The sequence below is a fragment of the Arthrobacter sp. UYEF20 genome, from assembly GCF_040546335.1.
GTDB lineage: Bacteria > Actinomycetota > Actinomycetes > Actinomycetales > Micrococcaceae > Arthrobacter.
In genome coordinates, this window is sequence record NZ_JBEPNP010000016.1 from 76,793 (window position 1) to 91,348 (window position 14,556).

11 protein-coding genes and 2 pseudogenes are annotated in these 14,556 nt (G+C 67.4%); 8 read left to right on the forward strand and 5 right to left on the reverse strand.

The annotated features are described in order from the left end of the window. The first annotated feature begins 39 nt into the window (after positions 1–39). From ABIB26_RS17110 to ABIB26_RS17145, 8 genes and pseudogenes are all read left to right on the forward strand, one after another. Positions 40–2,163, forward strand: coding sequence for a copper-translocating P-type ATPase (locus tag ABIB26_RS17110; protein WP_354245696.1), 2,124 nt, complete (start codon positions 40–42; stop codon positions 2,161–2,163). A gap of 85 nt (positions 2,164–2,248) precedes the next feature. After that, positions 2,249–2,731: a hypothetical protein gene (locus ABIB26_RS17115; RefSeq protein WP_354245699.1), complete on the forward strand. Its 483-nt coding sequence runs from the start codon at positions 2,249–2,251 to the stop codon at positions 2,729–2,731. A 143-nt stretch (positions 2,732–2,874) separates the two neighbouring features. Continuing rightward, positions 2,875–3,495, forward strand: coding sequence for a DUF305 domain-containing protein (locus ABIB26_RS17120; protein WP_354245702.1), 621 nt, complete (start codon positions 2,875–2,877; stop codon positions 3,493–3,495). Between the two features lie 81 nt (positions 3,496–3,576). Further along, the gene (locus ABIB26_RS17125; RefSeq protein WP_354245705.1) at positions 3,577–4,461 is read left to right on the forward strand and encodes a F510_1955 family glycosylhydrolase; all 885 of its coding nucleotides are present in this window, start codon (positions 3,577–3,579) and stop codon (positions 4,459–4,461) included. A 3-nt stretch (positions 4,462–4,464) separates the two neighbouring features. Continuing rightward, positions 4,465–5,213: pseudogene (locus ABIB26_RS17130) on the forward strand (cytochrome c biogenesis CcdA family protein). A 306-nt stretch (positions 5,214–5,519) separates the two neighbouring features. Beyond that, positions 5,520–5,930: a four-helix bundle copper-binding protein gene (locus ABIB26_RS17135; protein ID WP_354245707.1), complete on the forward strand. Its 411-nt coding sequence runs from the start codon at positions 5,520–5,522 to the stop codon at positions 5,928–5,930. A gap of 1,489 nt (positions 5,931–7,419) precedes the next feature. Then, positions 7,420–7,659: pseudogene (locus ABIB26_RS17140) on the forward strand (prolipoprotein diacylglyceryl transferase family protein); the annotation flags it as partial. A gap of 94 nt (positions 7,660–7,753) precedes the next feature. Next, positions 7,754–8,410, forward strand: a complete 657-nt coding sequence (locus tag ABIB26_RS17145) for a prolipoprotein diacylglyceryl transferase family protein (RefSeq protein ID WP_354245710.1) — start codon at positions 7,754–7,756, stop codon at positions 8,408–8,410. A gap of 444 nt (positions 8,411–8,854) precedes the next feature. Here ABIB26_RS17145 and ABIB26_RS17150 read toward each other — a convergent pair whose 3' ends face one another. The 5 genes from ABIB26_RS17150 to ABIB26_RS17170 form a co-directional block, all read right to left on the reverse strand. Beyond that, positions 8,855–9,943: a cation diffusion facilitator family transporter gene (locus ABIB26_RS17150; RefSeq protein WP_354245713.1), complete on the reverse strand. Its 1,089-nt coding sequence runs from the start codon at positions 9,941–9,943 to the stop codon at positions 8,855–8,857. Further along, positions 9,940–10,305, reverse strand: coding sequence for an ArsR/SmtB family transcription factor (locus tag ABIB26_RS17155; RefSeq protein ID WP_354245716.1), 366 nt, complete (start codon positions 10,303–10,305; stop codon positions 9,940–9,942). Before ABIB26_RS17155 ends, ABIB26_RS17150 begins: the two co-directional genes overlap by 4 nt. Positions 10,306–11,055: 750 nt before the next feature. After that, entirely contained in the window at positions 11,056–11,931 is an 876-nt protein-coding gene (locus tag ABIB26_RS17160) for a class II fructose-bisphosphate aldolase (RefSeq protein ID WP_354245718.1), read from the reverse strand. Between the two features lie 7 nt (positions 11,932–11,938). Further along, positions 11,939–12,838: an NAD(P)-dependent oxidoreductase gene (locus tag ABIB26_RS17165; protein WP_354245721.1), complete on the reverse strand. Its 900-nt coding sequence runs from the start codon at positions 12,836–12,838 to the stop codon at positions 11,939–11,941. Positions 12,839–12,869: 31 nt separating this feature from the next. After that, entirely contained in the window at positions 12,870–14,387 is a 1,518-nt protein-coding gene (locus ABIB26_RS17170) for a four-carbon acid sugar kinase family protein (protein ID WP_354245723.1), read from the reverse strand. Positions 14,388–14,556: the final 169 nt, after the last annotated feature.

A 14,556-nucleotide genomic window follows, 5' to 3' on the forward strand; every position in this document is an offset into this window, starting at 1 on the left:
GATCTCTTCGGCCGTCCGCAGCATCCTCAAGGAGGAACCATGGAAGACCACACCCCGCACAGCAACCACCGCGGGCACGCCCCGGTGTCCGAATCCGACCACGCCACCCACGGCCAGGCCATGCCCGCCGGGCGCGCGCAGTCGGCCCTCGATGATGAACACGCGGTCCACCAGCACGGCCAGCACGCCGGGCACAGCACGGCAATGTTCAAGAACAAGTTCTGGCTCAGCCTGCTGCTCTCGGTCCCGGTGGTCTACTTCAGCCCGATGGTTTCGCACCTGACCGGCTACCACATCCCGGTATTTCCGGGAGCGGCCTGGATCCCGCCGGTGCTGGGATCGGTGATCTTCTTCTACGGCGGCCAGCCTTTCCTCAAGGGCGGGCTGAGTGAACTGAAATCCCGCCAGCCGGGCATGATGCTGCTGATCTCCATGGCCATCACGGTCGCATTTGTCGCGTCCTGGATCACCACCCTGGGTATCGGCGGGTTCAACCTGGACTTCTGGTGGGAACTCGCCCTGCTGGTCGTCATCATGCTGCTGGGCCACTGGATCGAAATGCGGGCTCTGGGCTCGGCCCGCGGCGCCCTGGACGCTCTGGCCGAGCTGCTGCCGGACGAGGCCGAACGCGTCACCGCACACGGCACGGAAAAGGTCAGCCTCGCCGACCTGGCCGTGGATGACATCGTGCTGGTCCGCTCCGGCGCGCGCCTGCCGGCCGACGGCGAAATCACCGACGGGCAGGCCGAACTGGACGAGTCGATGATCACCGGCGAATCCAAAACCGTCGCCCGCGGACCCGGCGACAGGGTTGTCGCTGGAACCGTCGCCACCGACAGCGCGCTGCGGGTCAGGGTTGCCGCCGTCGGCCCGGACACCGCCCTGGCCGGCATCCAGCGCCTGGTCGCCGAGGCCCAGGCCTCCTCCTCCAGGGCCCAGGCCCTCGCCGACAAGGCGGCAGCCCTGCTGTTCTACTTCGCCCTGACCGCCGGCATCATCACCTTCATCGCCTGGGTGCTGCTGGGCCACCCGGACGAGGCCGTGATCCGCACCGTCACCGTGCTCGTCATCGCCTGCCCCCACGCCCTGGGGCTGGCGATTCCGCTGGTGATCGCCATCTCCACCGAACAGGCCGCCCGCGCCGGGGTCCTGATCAAGAACCGCATCGCCCTGGAACGCATGCGCACCATCGACGTCGTACTGTTCGACAAGACCGGCACGCTCACCAAGGGCCAGCCCGCACTGACCGGCGTCGCCTCCGCCGGCGAACTGACCGAGGACGAGCTGCTCGCCCTGGCCGCCGCCGTGGAGGCGGACAGCGAACATCCCTCCGCCCGCGCCATCGTCGCCGCGGCCCGGGAGCGCGGCCTGAGCGTTCCCGCCGCCGCCGGCTTCGCGTCGCTGACCGGCCGGGGAGTCGCCGCCGAGGTCGGCGGGTCCACCGTCGCCGTCGGCGGCCCGAACCTGATCGCCGCCGAAGGGCTGCAGATCCCGGCCGGACTGCAGGAGAAAACCCGTCCCTGGATCGACCGGGGCGCGTCCGTGCTCCACGTGGTCCGCGAGGGCCAGGTCATCGGCGCCGTCAGCGTGGAGGACGAGATCCGCCCCGAATCCCGGCAGGCCGTCGCCGCCCTGCAGAACCGCGGCATCAAAGTCGCCATGATCACCGGAGACGCGCAGCAGGTCGCCGACGCCGTCGCGGCGGAACTGAACATCGACGAGGTCTTCGCCCAGGTCCTGCCGCAGGACAAGGACAAAAAGGTCGGCGAACTGCAGGCCCGCGGCCTGAAGACCGCCATGGTGGGCGACGGCGTCAACGACTCCCCCGCGCTGGCCCGCGCGGACGTCGGCATCGCCATCGGCGCCGGCACCGACGTCGCCATGGAATCGGCCGGCGTCGTACTGGCCGGCAACGACCCGCGCGCCGTGCTCTCCATGGTGGACCTGTCCCGTGCCAGCTACCGCAAAATGATCCAGAACCTTCTCTGGGCCACCGGCTACAACATCATCGCCGTGCCCCTGGCCGCGGGCGTGCTGGCCTTCGCCGGTGTGGCAATCTCCCCAGCGGCAGCAGCGGTACTGATGTCCGTCTCCACCATCGTGGTGGCCCTGAACGCCCAGCTGCTGCGCCGGGTGAAACTCAACCCGGAGCAGGTTCGTTGACCCGCGAGTAGCTGCGCGCAGCCCCGGCGAGCCACCCATGCCGATAGCCTTGAAACAACCCGACCCGCAAAGAAGGAGGAACGTCATGACCGCAACACCAGTCGCCCGTGCGTCGGCGTTCCTTCGCCGTGCAGGATTGTTCGCCGCAGTCCTGGCCATCATCGCCGGGATCCTGGGCATGCACGTGATGACCGGAACCCACAGCGGGCATTCCCCGGCCACCGTCACGGCCACCACTACCGGGGCCCACGCGGGTGCCGCGGCAGCTGACGGCCACAACTTTCACCAGTTGTCCGGCACGCCAGGGGCCCACGCGGGCGCCGATAGTCCAGAAGCGGCCGGTTCACCGGCGCAGATGTGCTCCTGCTCCGACAGCGGCACCGGCATGCAGGCCATGACCATGTCCTGTACCCCGTCGGTGAAAACCGGCGCCCTGTCCGCCCCGTGCCCCGGCAGCACCGTCTTCGGCATCATCTCCCAGACAGGGGTGGCCGGCACGCTCCGCGGCGACTGGACTTTTCTTCCCCGGACTCCTTCACCGGGTGAGCTGTCCATCAGCAGGACGTAAAACAGGACACCGCCGGAGCGCCACGCTCCGGCGCACGTCCCGTCCTGATGCGCCCCACACCGGGCCGTCAGCCGCATCGCTGATGCACACCACTCCCCGCGGCGCCCTGCGCCCACCGATTCTTTTGAAGGACCTGATTTTCGATGAACAAGAAGTTTCTGACCCTTTCGACGACCGCCATCGCCGCAGCCATCGCCCTCGCCGGCTGCTCGACCGGATCCGGATCCGCCAGCACGTCCGCGCCCGGTGGTAGCTCCGCCAGCGCCGCCCCGACCGCCAGCGCCCCGGCTGCGGCCGCGGAACACAACGCCGCGGACACCATGTTCACCCGGATGATGATCCCGCACCACGCCCAGGCCGTGGAAATGAGCGACATGATGCTCAAGAAGCAGGGCATCCCGGCCGAGGTGACCGCCCTGGCGACCAAGATCAAGGCGGAGCAGGGCCCTGAGATTGAGAAGATGACCGGCTGGCTCACCAGCTGGAACGAACCCACAATGATGCCCTCCGGCCACAGCATGGGCGGCAGTATGGACGGCATGATGGGCGGGGAGGACCTGAAGAAGCTCGACGCCGCACAGGGCACCGACGCTGCGAGGCTCTTCCTAACCCAGATGATCGCCCACCACGAAGGCGCCGTGAAAATGGCCCAGACCGAAACCACCGGCGGAAGGAACCCGGACGCGGTCCAGCTCAGCAAGGACATCGTCACCTCCCAGCAAGCGGAAATCCAGGACATGAAGGACCTGCTCGCCACCCTCTGACCGGCGTCCTCCGGCACCGGCCCCTCACGGGCCGGTGCCGGACCCCCGCTTCCCTAACCCGCCTTGATCCCTGGAGTTCCCATGCCGTTCCCACCCAAGACCCTGTCACGCGCCGCAACCATGATGACCGGCGCCGCCACGCTCGTCCTGGCCCTTGTCTCCTGCACACCGGCCCCTGACCGGCCAGCGGACACGTCTTCACCCCGGCAGGCCGCCAGCGACCTGCCCAGCACGCACATCCACGGGCTGAGCGTCAGCGGCGACACCAGCCAGGTGCTCCTGGCCACCCACGACGGGCTATTCGACGTCACGAAGAAACCCGCCAGCAAAATCGGCGGCACCAATGACCTGATGGGCTTCACCGGCGGCAAAGACCACGGCGTCTTCTACGCCTCCGGCCACCCCGGAGCAGGCTCGGACCTGCCCAACCCGCTCGGGCTGATCAGATCCGTCGACGGAGGCAAAACCTGGGAACAGCTCTCCCGGCAAGGCGAATCCGACTTCCACGCCCTCACCACCACGAAATCCGGGATCGTCGCCTTCGACGGGACACTCCGCGCCACCCCGGACGGCAAGACCTGGAAAACAGTGGCTGCCGCCTTCGCCCCCGCGGCCCTGGCCGGGCACCCCGACAGCGACACCGTGCTGGCCACCACCCCCGAAGGGATCCGGCGCTCCACCGACGGCGGCAACACCTGGGAACCGGTGAAATCCGGTCCGGTGATTCAGTTCGCCACGTTCGCCAGCCCAGCAGAGGCCGCAGGGGTCGAACCCGACGGGACGGTCCACTACTCCGCCGACGCCGGAGCGACCTGGACCCGGAAGGGCCGGATCGACGGCGAAGTCCAGGCGATCGCCGCCGTGAAGGGCGCCGACGGACACCCGTGGATCTGGGCCGCCACCGCCGACGGGATCGTTGTTTCCACCGACGGCGGCACCACGTTCCGGCCTTCCGACGCCTCCTGACCCATGGACATCGGAGAATTCTTCGCCTCGATGGTGACCTCCGGCGCGCTGGTCATCGCCATCCCCCTGGCCATGACCGCCGGCCTGGTATCTTTCCTCTCACCCTGCGTCCTGCCCCTGGTACCGGGCTATCTGGGCTACGTCTCCGGGCTGACCGACCCGGCCCAGCCGCGCAACCGACGCCGCGTCCTGACCGGTGTCGGGCTGTTCGTGCTGGGTTTCGCGGCCGTGTTCACCCTCTACGGGGCCGCGTTCGGGGCCATCGGGTCCTGGCTGCTGCGCTGGCAGGATGCCCTGATGCGCGGCCTGGGCGTGATGGTGATCCTGATGGGGGCGGCCCTGCTCGGGATGGTGCCCTGGCTGCAGCAGACCCGAAAGATCACCCTCGGCCGCCGGACCGGCCTGGGCGGCGCACCCGTGCTGGGCGTCGTCTTCGGGCTCGGCTGGACCCCTGCATGGGTCCGACACTGAGCGCTGTGCTGTCCCTGAGCGTGACCACCGGCAGCGCCGGCCGCGGGGCACTGCTGGCCTTCGCCTACTGCCTGTGCCTGGGCATCCCGTTCGCCCTGGCGGCCATGGGCCTGGGCTGGGTCAGCTCGGCCCTGGCCTTCGTCCGCCGGCACATCCGGATCGTCAATATCGCGGGCGCCTCCATGCTCATCGTCCTCGGCGTCCTCATGGTCACTGGGGTCTGGGTCTCGTGGATCTACCGGCTGCAGAACCTCTCCGGGACCTTCCTCACGCCCATCTGATACCTGCCGTGCCTGCAGAACCACTGCGCTGGGGAACGATTTTCCCTGAACATCGAACTGAACTGCAGCCTCTTCGTGTGCTCAGGAGCCCCGGTCCGGGTTCCCCGGGCATGTCCCTGTTCAATCGCTTCCTGTTCTTCCTCCCGGGACTGTTTCCCGTGCCGGTCAAACTCATCTGCCCGGCCGGACCGGAGTGTCAGCCGAAGAAACAACAGGGGCAGACGGCGGCCCGCCCCCGGGTCTAGGGTGGCCGTGACGGCCGGCAACCGGCCCGGCCGCCCCATCGCCGGTGACAGGAGCTGCATCATGACCCACCACATCAGCGCAATGCTCGATGCCCATCCGAAAGGTCCGGCCGCGGCCGGGAAGGACAAACTGGCCGAATGCATTGCGGCGTGCCTTGAATGTGCCCAGGCCTGCACCGCGTGCGCCGATGCGTGCCTGGCAGAGGACGTGATCGCCGAGCTAACTGTGTGCATCCGGACCGATCTGGACTGCTCTGATGTCTGCGCCGCGACCGGACACATTCTCTCCCGTCAGACCGGCACCAACGCCGGGATCACCGGCCCGGTGCTCGAGGCCTGCCGGGCAGCCTGCGCCGCCTGCGCCGAGGAGTGCGGGCGGCACGCCGGCATGCACGAGCACTGCAGGATCTGCGCTGAAGCCTGCCGCCGGTGCGAAGCGGCCTGCGCAGCACTTCTCACGGCATCGGCCTGAGCCTACCCAGGGGCCGTCCCCGGTCTTCCTGGCCGCCGGAAACCGGCGTGCAGGACCTCACGCCCCGGACGGGCAGCCGCTTTAGCCGCTGTTCTCCGGGTGACGCTCCCCGTCACCGGGGCCGGGAAGGGCTGCAGCCGGTCATGGTGACCTTCACGAGCCCAAGGACGCGTCGTGGGACCCCAGCCCACCAGCTGCCCAGGCCAGGAGCAACCGGCAAGCTCCTCCGCGGCGACGGCGCTCCGGAAAACCCACCAGCCCGGAACGGTCCGACCAGAAATCCCGCCGGACCGCCAAGGCAGCAACGGAGGTCAGCCTCTGACGTTCGATCCTGAGGATTACAAGGGCTCAACTAGGCGTTGGGCTGTCCTGGTAGGTAATCAACACTATGGCGGAGGCAACGTACTGGACGGCCGGCGGGCGGCCGGATTGTGTATATGGGTTCGGGGCGGATGCCGGAACGGAAGTCACTGCGTGCGTCCCTGACTCGATGGACCACAGGCGGCTTCCTTCGTCTTCCAGCAGCGCCAAGGTGCCGGCGAGCGAGTCATCGAGCATCGTTTGGAGCTCCATCATCGCTTCAGCGATGGTGTAACAACCATCCGTGGCCACGACAAGCGATTGAGTTTTTGTCATTGCATTGGACCTTCCATGCGCCCAGGCGATATTGGCGTGGGCGTGTCTGAACTGTGGCGGGGCATTCAGGAAACTGAAGGGGAAGTCGGCGCATGCATCGAAGCGCGGTGGGAGGGGGCCAGGAGCTAGGCGCCGTCCCGCGGAATTATTGCCGCTTCCCGGGGTGTGAACCTCCAAGAGGAGCCTTTGCTACTCGGAGCGGCCCCCTCGACTTCCCGCGTGCCTTTACGTCCGGCTGATGGAAAGTTGAACGATCGATGGCGTTGGGAAGTGGCCGGCGCTGCTTAGGGCAGCCGCGGAACCGGGCGACCCGTGGACGTCATGGACTAGTCTGCCCGACGCGAACGCCTGCAGGCCCTGAAAAGCTGGGGCCACGACCCGGACCGAATCCCGGTCGCTGAGCCCCGGAACGCCGTGAGCGCAGCCATGAGGGCGGGTCAGAAGTGATTCAGCACCATCAAAGTGAGAAACGGCAGTGGCATGTGAGGGCGAACCGTTTCGTAGGCCCCCGGGGTCAGGCACTGGAGCGGCATGGCTGCTTGGCCCGGGCGGCTGGGCAGCGTGGACCGGGGCGTGGGCGTGCCCGTCATGGCTGGTTGCTTCGAAAGCGTGCGATCCGGCAAGACAGGTCGACGCGACGCCAGCAAGAAGAAGGACTAAAGCGAGCACGGCGGAGAAAATGTGCCCGGACACGCCGCCGCGACGCATCCCGGACTTGCCCGCATGCCAAGCCACATCCGCCCCCTCTGCTCGTGTGAAGCCAGCCTATCCGACTGAACGGGAACGGGTTGTTGGAAAATGGCGTCCCGCAGGAACTTGCCCCGCTCCCCCGTTCAACCTCCGGCAGGATCCCATGGCTGCTCTGGCTCCAACTGAGTCCTTCATCCCTTCACCGACCGTCAGCGCGTTCCATCTGAGACCGTTGACTATCCACTTTTACGCCCTGTGCATTCTTGCCGGAATCGCCTTAGCCCTCTGGCTCGGGTCATGGCGCTGGCAGCAGCGCGGCGGCGGCCCCGGTCAGGTGCTCGACATCTGCAGCTGGGCCATCCCCGCCGGAATCATCGGGGGCTGGATCTATCACGTCATTACCGACCCGGAGCTGCATTTCCTCCCCTGCCGGAACCCCTGGAAGGCCTTCGCCATCTGGACGGCGGTCTGGGCATCTGGGGCGCGATGGCCCTGGGATGCGTCGGCGCCTGGATCGGCTGCCGCAGGTGGGTGTGTCCTTCGTGGCATTCCTCGATGCAGTAGCCCCGGGCGTCCTGTTCGCCCAGGCTCTGGGCCGATGGGGAAACTGGTTCAACAATGAGCTCTACGGGGACGCGTGCACATTGCCGTGGAAGCTCCAGATCCACCAGTTGGACCCCGCCTCCGGGATAGCCGTGATGGACGCTTCCGGGGCGCCAATGGTGTTGGGCTTCTTCCAGCCGACGTTCGTCTACGAATCCTTCTGGTGTGTCATCGCCGGTTTCGCCATCCTCTTCGTGGACTCCCGCATCAGACTCGGCGCGGGAAGCGTGTTCGCCCTCTACATCGCCGGCTATCCGGCCGGACGCTTCGCTTTCGAGCTGATGCGCTCCGACGACGCCAACCTGATACTGGGCCTGCGCGTGAACGCCCGGGTCGCAGCCTTGGTATTTCTGGCGGGGGCGGGTGCCTTCATCGTGCTTTGCCGCCGCCCCGGTCCACGGCTCAGCCCAATGAACAGGAAGCCAGGGCCCGGGGGCACACCGCAAGGAATCTTCACGGCCCGGCTGACAGCTGGTACCGCCGTCGCCTGCGCGCCGGCGACAAACCAGACCTCGGGCCTGGTCAAGTCCTCAGACGGTGGTAAAACCTAGCTTCAAGCTGCTGCCGGACGCCAACCGTTCGGTCCTTGATCCGGGTCAGCTGCGCAAGGTGGGCCTAGATCTGGCGCTCGTGCCAAGCCAGGAGGATCGCAGCCATCAGGCGAGCTGCCGTCCTCATATACACAACCGCTCTCATCGAGAACGGTCCACAATCGGCATCTGGCCAGTGACCCATGCCTCACGCCGATGCCAGCTCCTCTTAGGAACAGCGCGGGGCCAAGCGCAGCCAGGATGGGCCGTTGGGCCTTAGAGATCTGTTAGGCCGATGCCTTCCAATGCAGCATCCCTCCGAACACGGCCACCATTTCCATGGCCGAGTCCGTGAGGAAAAAGTGGCCGTGTCCGGGTATCCCGGCCATGGTCAGGCCAGGCTGTGGACCGGCCGTCCCAGCTTCCGCAAGGGCCACATAATCGAGGGGCCGGGGTGAGCGGCGGTCAGCGGGCAACGGTGAGGACCGTTCCCACGTTGCGGATGTTTGCCCGCACGGCGTCCTCAATGGATCGGTTGAGGCCGGCCAGGTCTGCCATGGTCCAGGCAGGTTCCACGGGGGCGGTTACTTCAACGTTGAGGCGGTGGCCGCTCCACCGCAACCGGACGGTCGAGGCAGCAGGGGCTACCGGTGCGATGGCGGCTTCCGTGCGTTCCAGCAGGTCCGGGTCAACGCCGTCAAGGAGCCGGCGGCCGATGTCCCGGGCAGTCCCCCACAGCAGGACGAAAATTGCGACCGAGATCAGGATGCCGATAATGGGATCCGCCAGCGGGAAGCCAAGCCAGACGCCGATGACGCCCGCGACGACGGCCAGGGAAGTGAAACCGTCGGTCCTGGCGTGAACGCCGTCCGCCACCAGGGCGGCGGATCCGATCTCTTTGCCCACCCGGATCCGGTAGATCGCCACGATCTCGTTGCCGGCGAAACCGATCAGGCCAGCGGCAAGGACCCAACCGAGGTTACTCATCGGCTGCGGCTGGAACAGGCGGATGACCGATTCCACACCAGCCACCACCGCGGAGAGCGCCACCATGGCGACAATGAACAGTCCGGCCAGATCCTCGACCCGGCCGAAACCATACGTATAGGTCCGTGTTGCCGCCCGGCGGCTCAGAACGAACGCCACCCACAACGGAACAGCAGTCAGGGCATCGGAGAAGTTATGGATCGTGTCCGCCAGCAGGGCCACCGAGCCACTGAACAGGAAAACGACCAGCTGCAGCACAGAGGTGACAGCCAATACGACCAGGGAGATCTTCAGTGCCCGGATTCCCTTGACCGACGACTCCATCGCCTCATCCACCGAGTCCGCGGCATCATGGCTGTGGGGAACGAACAGACCGTAAAGGAAACCCTTCAGCCCGCCGGGGTGCTCATGCCCGTGCCCATGATCATGTCCGTGGCTGTGGTCGTGCCCGTGACTGTGCTCCTGCCCGGTCCCCGGCCGGTGATCATGCTCGTGCTCACGTTCGTCGTGGTCACCGGTCTGCCCGGCAGTGCCGTGGTCATGGGTGTGGCTGTCGGCCTGTTTCATGGGTTCTCAGTCTCCGCTGTCGAGTGGTGGTGGCGCGGGGTGCCGCCCAGGGAATGTTCGGCCTGGAAGATTGCATCGGTGACCAGCTGGCGGGCATGTTCGTTCTCCAGCCGGTAGAACACCCTGGTGCCCTCCTGGCGCGTGGACACCATCCGGGCCAGCCGCATCTTCGCAAGATGCTGCGACACTGCGGACTGGGGCTTTCCTACCGCCTCGGCAAGGTCATTGACGGACATTTCGCCCTCCCGCAGCGCCAGGATCAGGCGCACCCGGGTCGCGTCCGCGAGCATTGCAAAAATCTCCACCGCGAGCTCTACGTATCCGCTGTCAGCATTCCGTCCGCACGTCTTATCCGCATCCATACGAATATTATTGCATATGCATACTCAAGGGTTGTCTTCGGAGATACCGCCGGCCCGGACGACGTCACTCACGTGCCCAGCGGTTTTATTCGCCTATGACCTGCGCAAACCCCACCCGAGGGAAGATAATCCGCCCCGGATCCTCGAACTCGGCGTTACGGACCTTCACCCTGCGTCGAAACCCGCTCTCCGCGAGGCCCTTGTGTTTGGAACGTCTGCTCGATGATCTGATGGCCGCGGGCGCTACGAAGCTTGTGCTGGAAAGCGATGAATCTTTGGAACAGGCTGACCGCCGGATCATCGCACAGCACCTGAAGTCTCATAGTGGCGGTGAGACTTTGCCCACGAGGAACCACTTCTGTGGGTCAGTGGCGCCGTGGCGTGGTGCCATCAGAAAGGCGGGGACTGGATCCGCAAGGCCGCTCCACTGGTCCACTGGTCCACTGGTCCACTGGTCCGCTGGTCCAGGACATCGTCGACAGCGACCGTTAAATACCGCGGGCCCGGCTCGTCATACCATCCGGAAGACTGCCAGACCCACTTCTCAGGGCTACTGCCCTTTGCAACACCGATATTACTGCAAAGGAATGTCCCGGAATCACCCTTGTGAGCAACCCGATGCGACTGCGATTTACCGCCAAGGAGGGCTGAAGAGTACCGCGGGCGCTGCCCAAAAGGAGCGAGGCCAGGATCAAAGTCTGATCCTGGCCTCGCTCTCCGCCGGCTGCGGTTTACCGGCAGCGCCGGGCGTCAGCGGGACAGTGTGCGCAGGGCGTTCGCGGCGAAGTCCCGGGCGGCGGTGTCCCACTCGGCCAGCAGGGCCAGCAGGTTCTCGCCGTCGGCGCGGTGGGCGGCGGTCTGCTCTTCCAGCACGGCCAGCACGCCGGTGCGGAGCTCGGTGTTGAAGTTGACCTTGCCGACGTTCATGGCGGCAGCTTTGACCAGTTCCTCCGGCGGAATCCCGGAGGCGCCGTGCAGCACGAGCGGTACGCGGGTCCGCACGGCGATGTCCTGCAGCACGTCCCAGCGGAGCCGGGGCTCCCCCTGGTACTTCCCGTGCACGTTGCCCACGGCCACGGCCAGCAGCTGCGCGCCGGTCCGCGCCACGAAGTCCTCCACCTGCGCGGAGTCCGTGAGGCCGGCGGTGCCTGCTGCAGGTGCGCTGCCTGCAGCGTCGGCTTCGAAGGCGCGGTCCTCGTCCCCGGCGATGCCGCCGAGTTCGGCTTCGATCACGACGTGGGCACGCCCCTGTCCGTCGAGGGCAGTCCGGGCTGCCCGGACCAGCGCAATGTTTTCTTCGTACGGCAGCGACGATCCGTCCACCAGCACGGAGTCCGCCCCCGCGGCGACGGCGGCGGCAATCACGGTGAGGTCGGCGGCGTGGTCCAGCTGGACTGCGATCGGCACGCCGGCGCCGTCGGCGAGCCCGCGAAGGGCGGCGATCAGCCGCAGGCCGTTCGGCGTGGCCGCCGTCTTGGGCGCCACCAGCAGGATGGCGCCACGGCCGGCTTCCTCGGCCGCGGCCACCACGGCGAGGGCCGTGGTGAAGTCGTAGCAGGTGAAGGCCGGCACCGCGGAGCCCTGCTGGAGGGCGCCGCTAACCAGGGTGTCGAGTTGGGTACGCATCAGGCACTCAGGCAGTGCGCTTGGTGGGAGCGATGACCTTGATGACGGCGGAGTCGTCCGCGGCGGCGAGTCCCTGGGCCTGGCCGAGGAGGTAGAGCTGCTCGGCGGCGGCAGCCACGGGGGCGGCGAGGCCGGCGGCGCGGGTGGCCTTGCCGACGATCCCCATGTCCTTGACGAAGATGTCCAGGCGGCTGAGGACCTCGGCGCCGTTTTCCGTGTAGGCCTCCAGGATCCGGGGGCCGCGGTTGGAGAGCATGAACGAACCGGCGGCGCCGGCTTCCAGGGCGGCGAGGGTCTTGGCCTGGTCTAGGCCGAGGGCGTCCGCCAGGGCCATCGCCTCGGCCGCGGCGGCGATGTGGATGCCGCACAGCAGCTGGTTCACGGTCTTGAGGGCCTGGCCGTCGCCTGGCTTGTCGCCGACCACCGTCAGGGTGGAGGCGAGCAGCTCCAGGACCGGGCGTGCGGTTTCCAGGGCGGCCGGATCGGCGCCGACGACGATCAGCAGATCGCCTTCGCCGGCGCGCTTGGGTCCGCCGGAGAGCGGCGCGTCCACCAGGGCCACGCCGAATTCCGCGAGGCGGGCGACGGTGGCCGGAATGGCTTCGGTGCCCACGGTGCTGCCGAGGATCACGACGGCGCCCGGCTTCAGCACGGAGGCGACGCCGTTCTCGCCGAAGAGGACGTCGTCGAGCTGTTCGCCGTTGCGCACGGCGAGCAGCAGGGCGTCGGCGCCGTCGGCGGCTTCCCGGGCGGAGGTGAAGGTCCGGATGCCTGCCTCTTCGGCGAGCGTCAGCCGCGGCTCGGCGATGTCGAAGCCGTGGACGGTCAGCTGGGTGGCAAGGCGGGTGGCCATCGGCAGGCCCATGGCGCCAAGGCCGAGGACGGCGACTGTGTACTGTGCGGTCATGGTTTTCTCCGTTGAAGGCGTGTGTTGGCGATTAGAAGGTGTTGCTGAGTTTGCGGGTGACCTGGGCCAGGGACTCGTCGTCGCCGACGTTTCCGGCGAAGACGATGTACGGGATGCCCTTCGCGGGCCCGTCCACCGGTTCCCAGAGGCTCACGATGCCCGGCAGCATGGGCCCGCGGACGATCCCGTGCCGGATCTCCAGCCCGTGGGCCGCGACGTCCGAGGACGTGATGCCGCCCTTGGCGATGACGAACCGCGGCGGGAAGGCCTTGAGCGTGCGGTTCACGACGGCGACGACGGCGGCCGAGACGGTGCGCGCGATCCGCAGGCTTGCGGCGGCGTCGTCGGTCTTGATCAGCAGGCGGCTGGTGTGGACGATGACGTCGCCGCCGTGAAGGGCGTCGACGACCGTGTCAACGGTCTGGTCCAGGTAGCTGTCCGCGTTTTCGCCGAGCAGTTTCTCGACGTCGATTTCCATGATGCGGGCGGCGCCGTGCTGTTCGGTGAGGACCTTGAGCTGGCGGGTTGTGACGCCCACGTGGGAGCCGACGACGATCAGGCCGCCGGCCTCCGACGGGGTGTTGCCGGCGTAGGCTTCCTCGCCGCTGAGCTCGGAACGGATCTCCTGGCCGATCCGGGCGCGGACGAACGGCGGGCCGACGCGGTAGAGGAGCTTCTTGCCGCGGCGCTCGGCTTCCTCCAGGCCGAGGGCCAGCGCCCGGAGGTCGTTTTCGGTGACGATGTCCGCGACGATCGGGGTGGAGTCCGTGGCGGTCTCGATCGCGTCGGCGATGGCCTTGGCGGAGACGGCCGGGTCCGCGGGGACACCGTCCCGGGCGGCACCGGCGCGGATGATATTCAGGTCCAGGACAATCACCGAGTCCGCGGCGAAGCGGCCCTGGGACTTCTCCTCCACGTACTTGGCCATCTCGGAGTTGGCGAAGCCGAAGCTGGCGTCCTTGGCGAATTCCGTCTCGGCGACGGGGGTGAGCTTGCCGGCGTCGTCACCGGTGCCGCGCGTGTAGTGCACCCCGCCGATGGTGACGCGGCCGGCGTCGGGGAACGCGGGGACGATCACAACGCCGTCGGTTGCCTCGCCGCTGACCGCGGCGACCGTGGCGGCAATGACGTCCGGTTCCAGCGGGTAGTGGCCGCGCAGGGTGGAATCGCTGCGGCTGACGAAGCTCAGGCGCAGCCCGGAACCGGCACCGGCCGGCTCGGCCGCCGCCGCGAGGGCGTTCCGGACGACTTCCTCATTGCGGGCTGCCGCTTCGGCCGGATCCAGGCTGCGGGTGTTCGTGAGCACATAAACGGCGCGGGGGCGTTGGCCGTCGATCTCGTGGGCGAACGCCCAGGCGAAGTCGGCCGGCTCCCATCGGGTCAGCACGGGCAGGTTCGCGACGGACTGCGTACCGGTGGGGTCATCGTCAAGGACCACCAGGATCCGGGGAAAGTCCATGGCCGAGGCGGCCACGCTGTTGGCAACCAGCCCGGCGGGGATCTGTACCTCGGCCGGGTAGGCGGCAAGCACATCTGCTTCAAGGGGCATTTTGCACTCCATTGTGTGTAGATCTGCGGCAGGTCCGCAGTAGAGATATTTGTAAGATGTCTGACATCTTATGTCCCGGTGATAGTGTGTCATAAGGCACAAGGGCGCGCAAGTAGACTATGTCTTCGGGCAGGACGTCATCAAGCAGGACCGAGTCGCTGGACGGGGA

Coding starts and splice junctions, on each gene's coding strand:
- ABIB26_RS17160 (WP_354245718.1), bottom strand. CDS start 11,931: ATGCGTACCCAACTCGACACCCTGGTTAGCGGCGCCCTCCAGCAGGGC.
- ABIB26_RS17135 (WP_354245707.1), top strand. CDS start 5,520: ATGACCCACCACATCAGCGCAATGCTCGATGCCCATCCGAAAGGTCCG.
- ABIB26_RS17120 (WP_354245702.1), top strand. CDS start 2,875: ATGAACAAGAAGTTTCTGACCCTTTCGACGACCGCCATCGCCGCAGCC.
- ABIB26_RS17115 (WP_354245699.1), top strand. CDS start 2,249: ATGACCGCAACACCAGTCGCCCGTGCGTCGGCGTTCCTTCGCCGTGCA.
- ABIB26_RS17150 (WP_354245713.1), bottom strand. CDS start 9,943: ATGAAACAGGCCGACAGCCACACCCATGACCACGGCACTGCCGGGCAG.
- ABIB26_RS17110 (WP_354245696.1), top strand. CDS start 40: ATGGAAGACCACACCCCGCACAGCAACCACCGCGGGCACGCCCCGGTG.
- ABIB26_RS17125 (WP_354245705.1), top strand. CDS start 3,577: ATGCCGTTCCCACCCAAGACCCTGTCACGCGCCGCAACCATGATGACC.
- ABIB26_RS17170 (WP_354245723.1), bottom strand. CDS start 14,387: ATGCCCCTTGAAGCAGATGTGCTTGCCGCCTACCCGGCCGAGGTACAG.
- ABIB26_RS17165 (WP_354245721.1), bottom strand. CDS start 12,838: ATGACCGCACAGTACACAGTCGCCGTCCTCGGCCTTGGCGCCATGGGC.
- ABIB26_RS17145 (WP_354245710.1), top strand. CDS start 7,754: ATGCGTCGGCGCCTGGATCGGCTGCCGCAGGTGGGTGTGTCCTTCGTG.
- ABIB26_RS17155 (WP_354245716.1), bottom strand. CDS start 10,305: ATGGATGCGGATAAGACGTGCGGACGGAATGCTGACAGCGGATACGTA.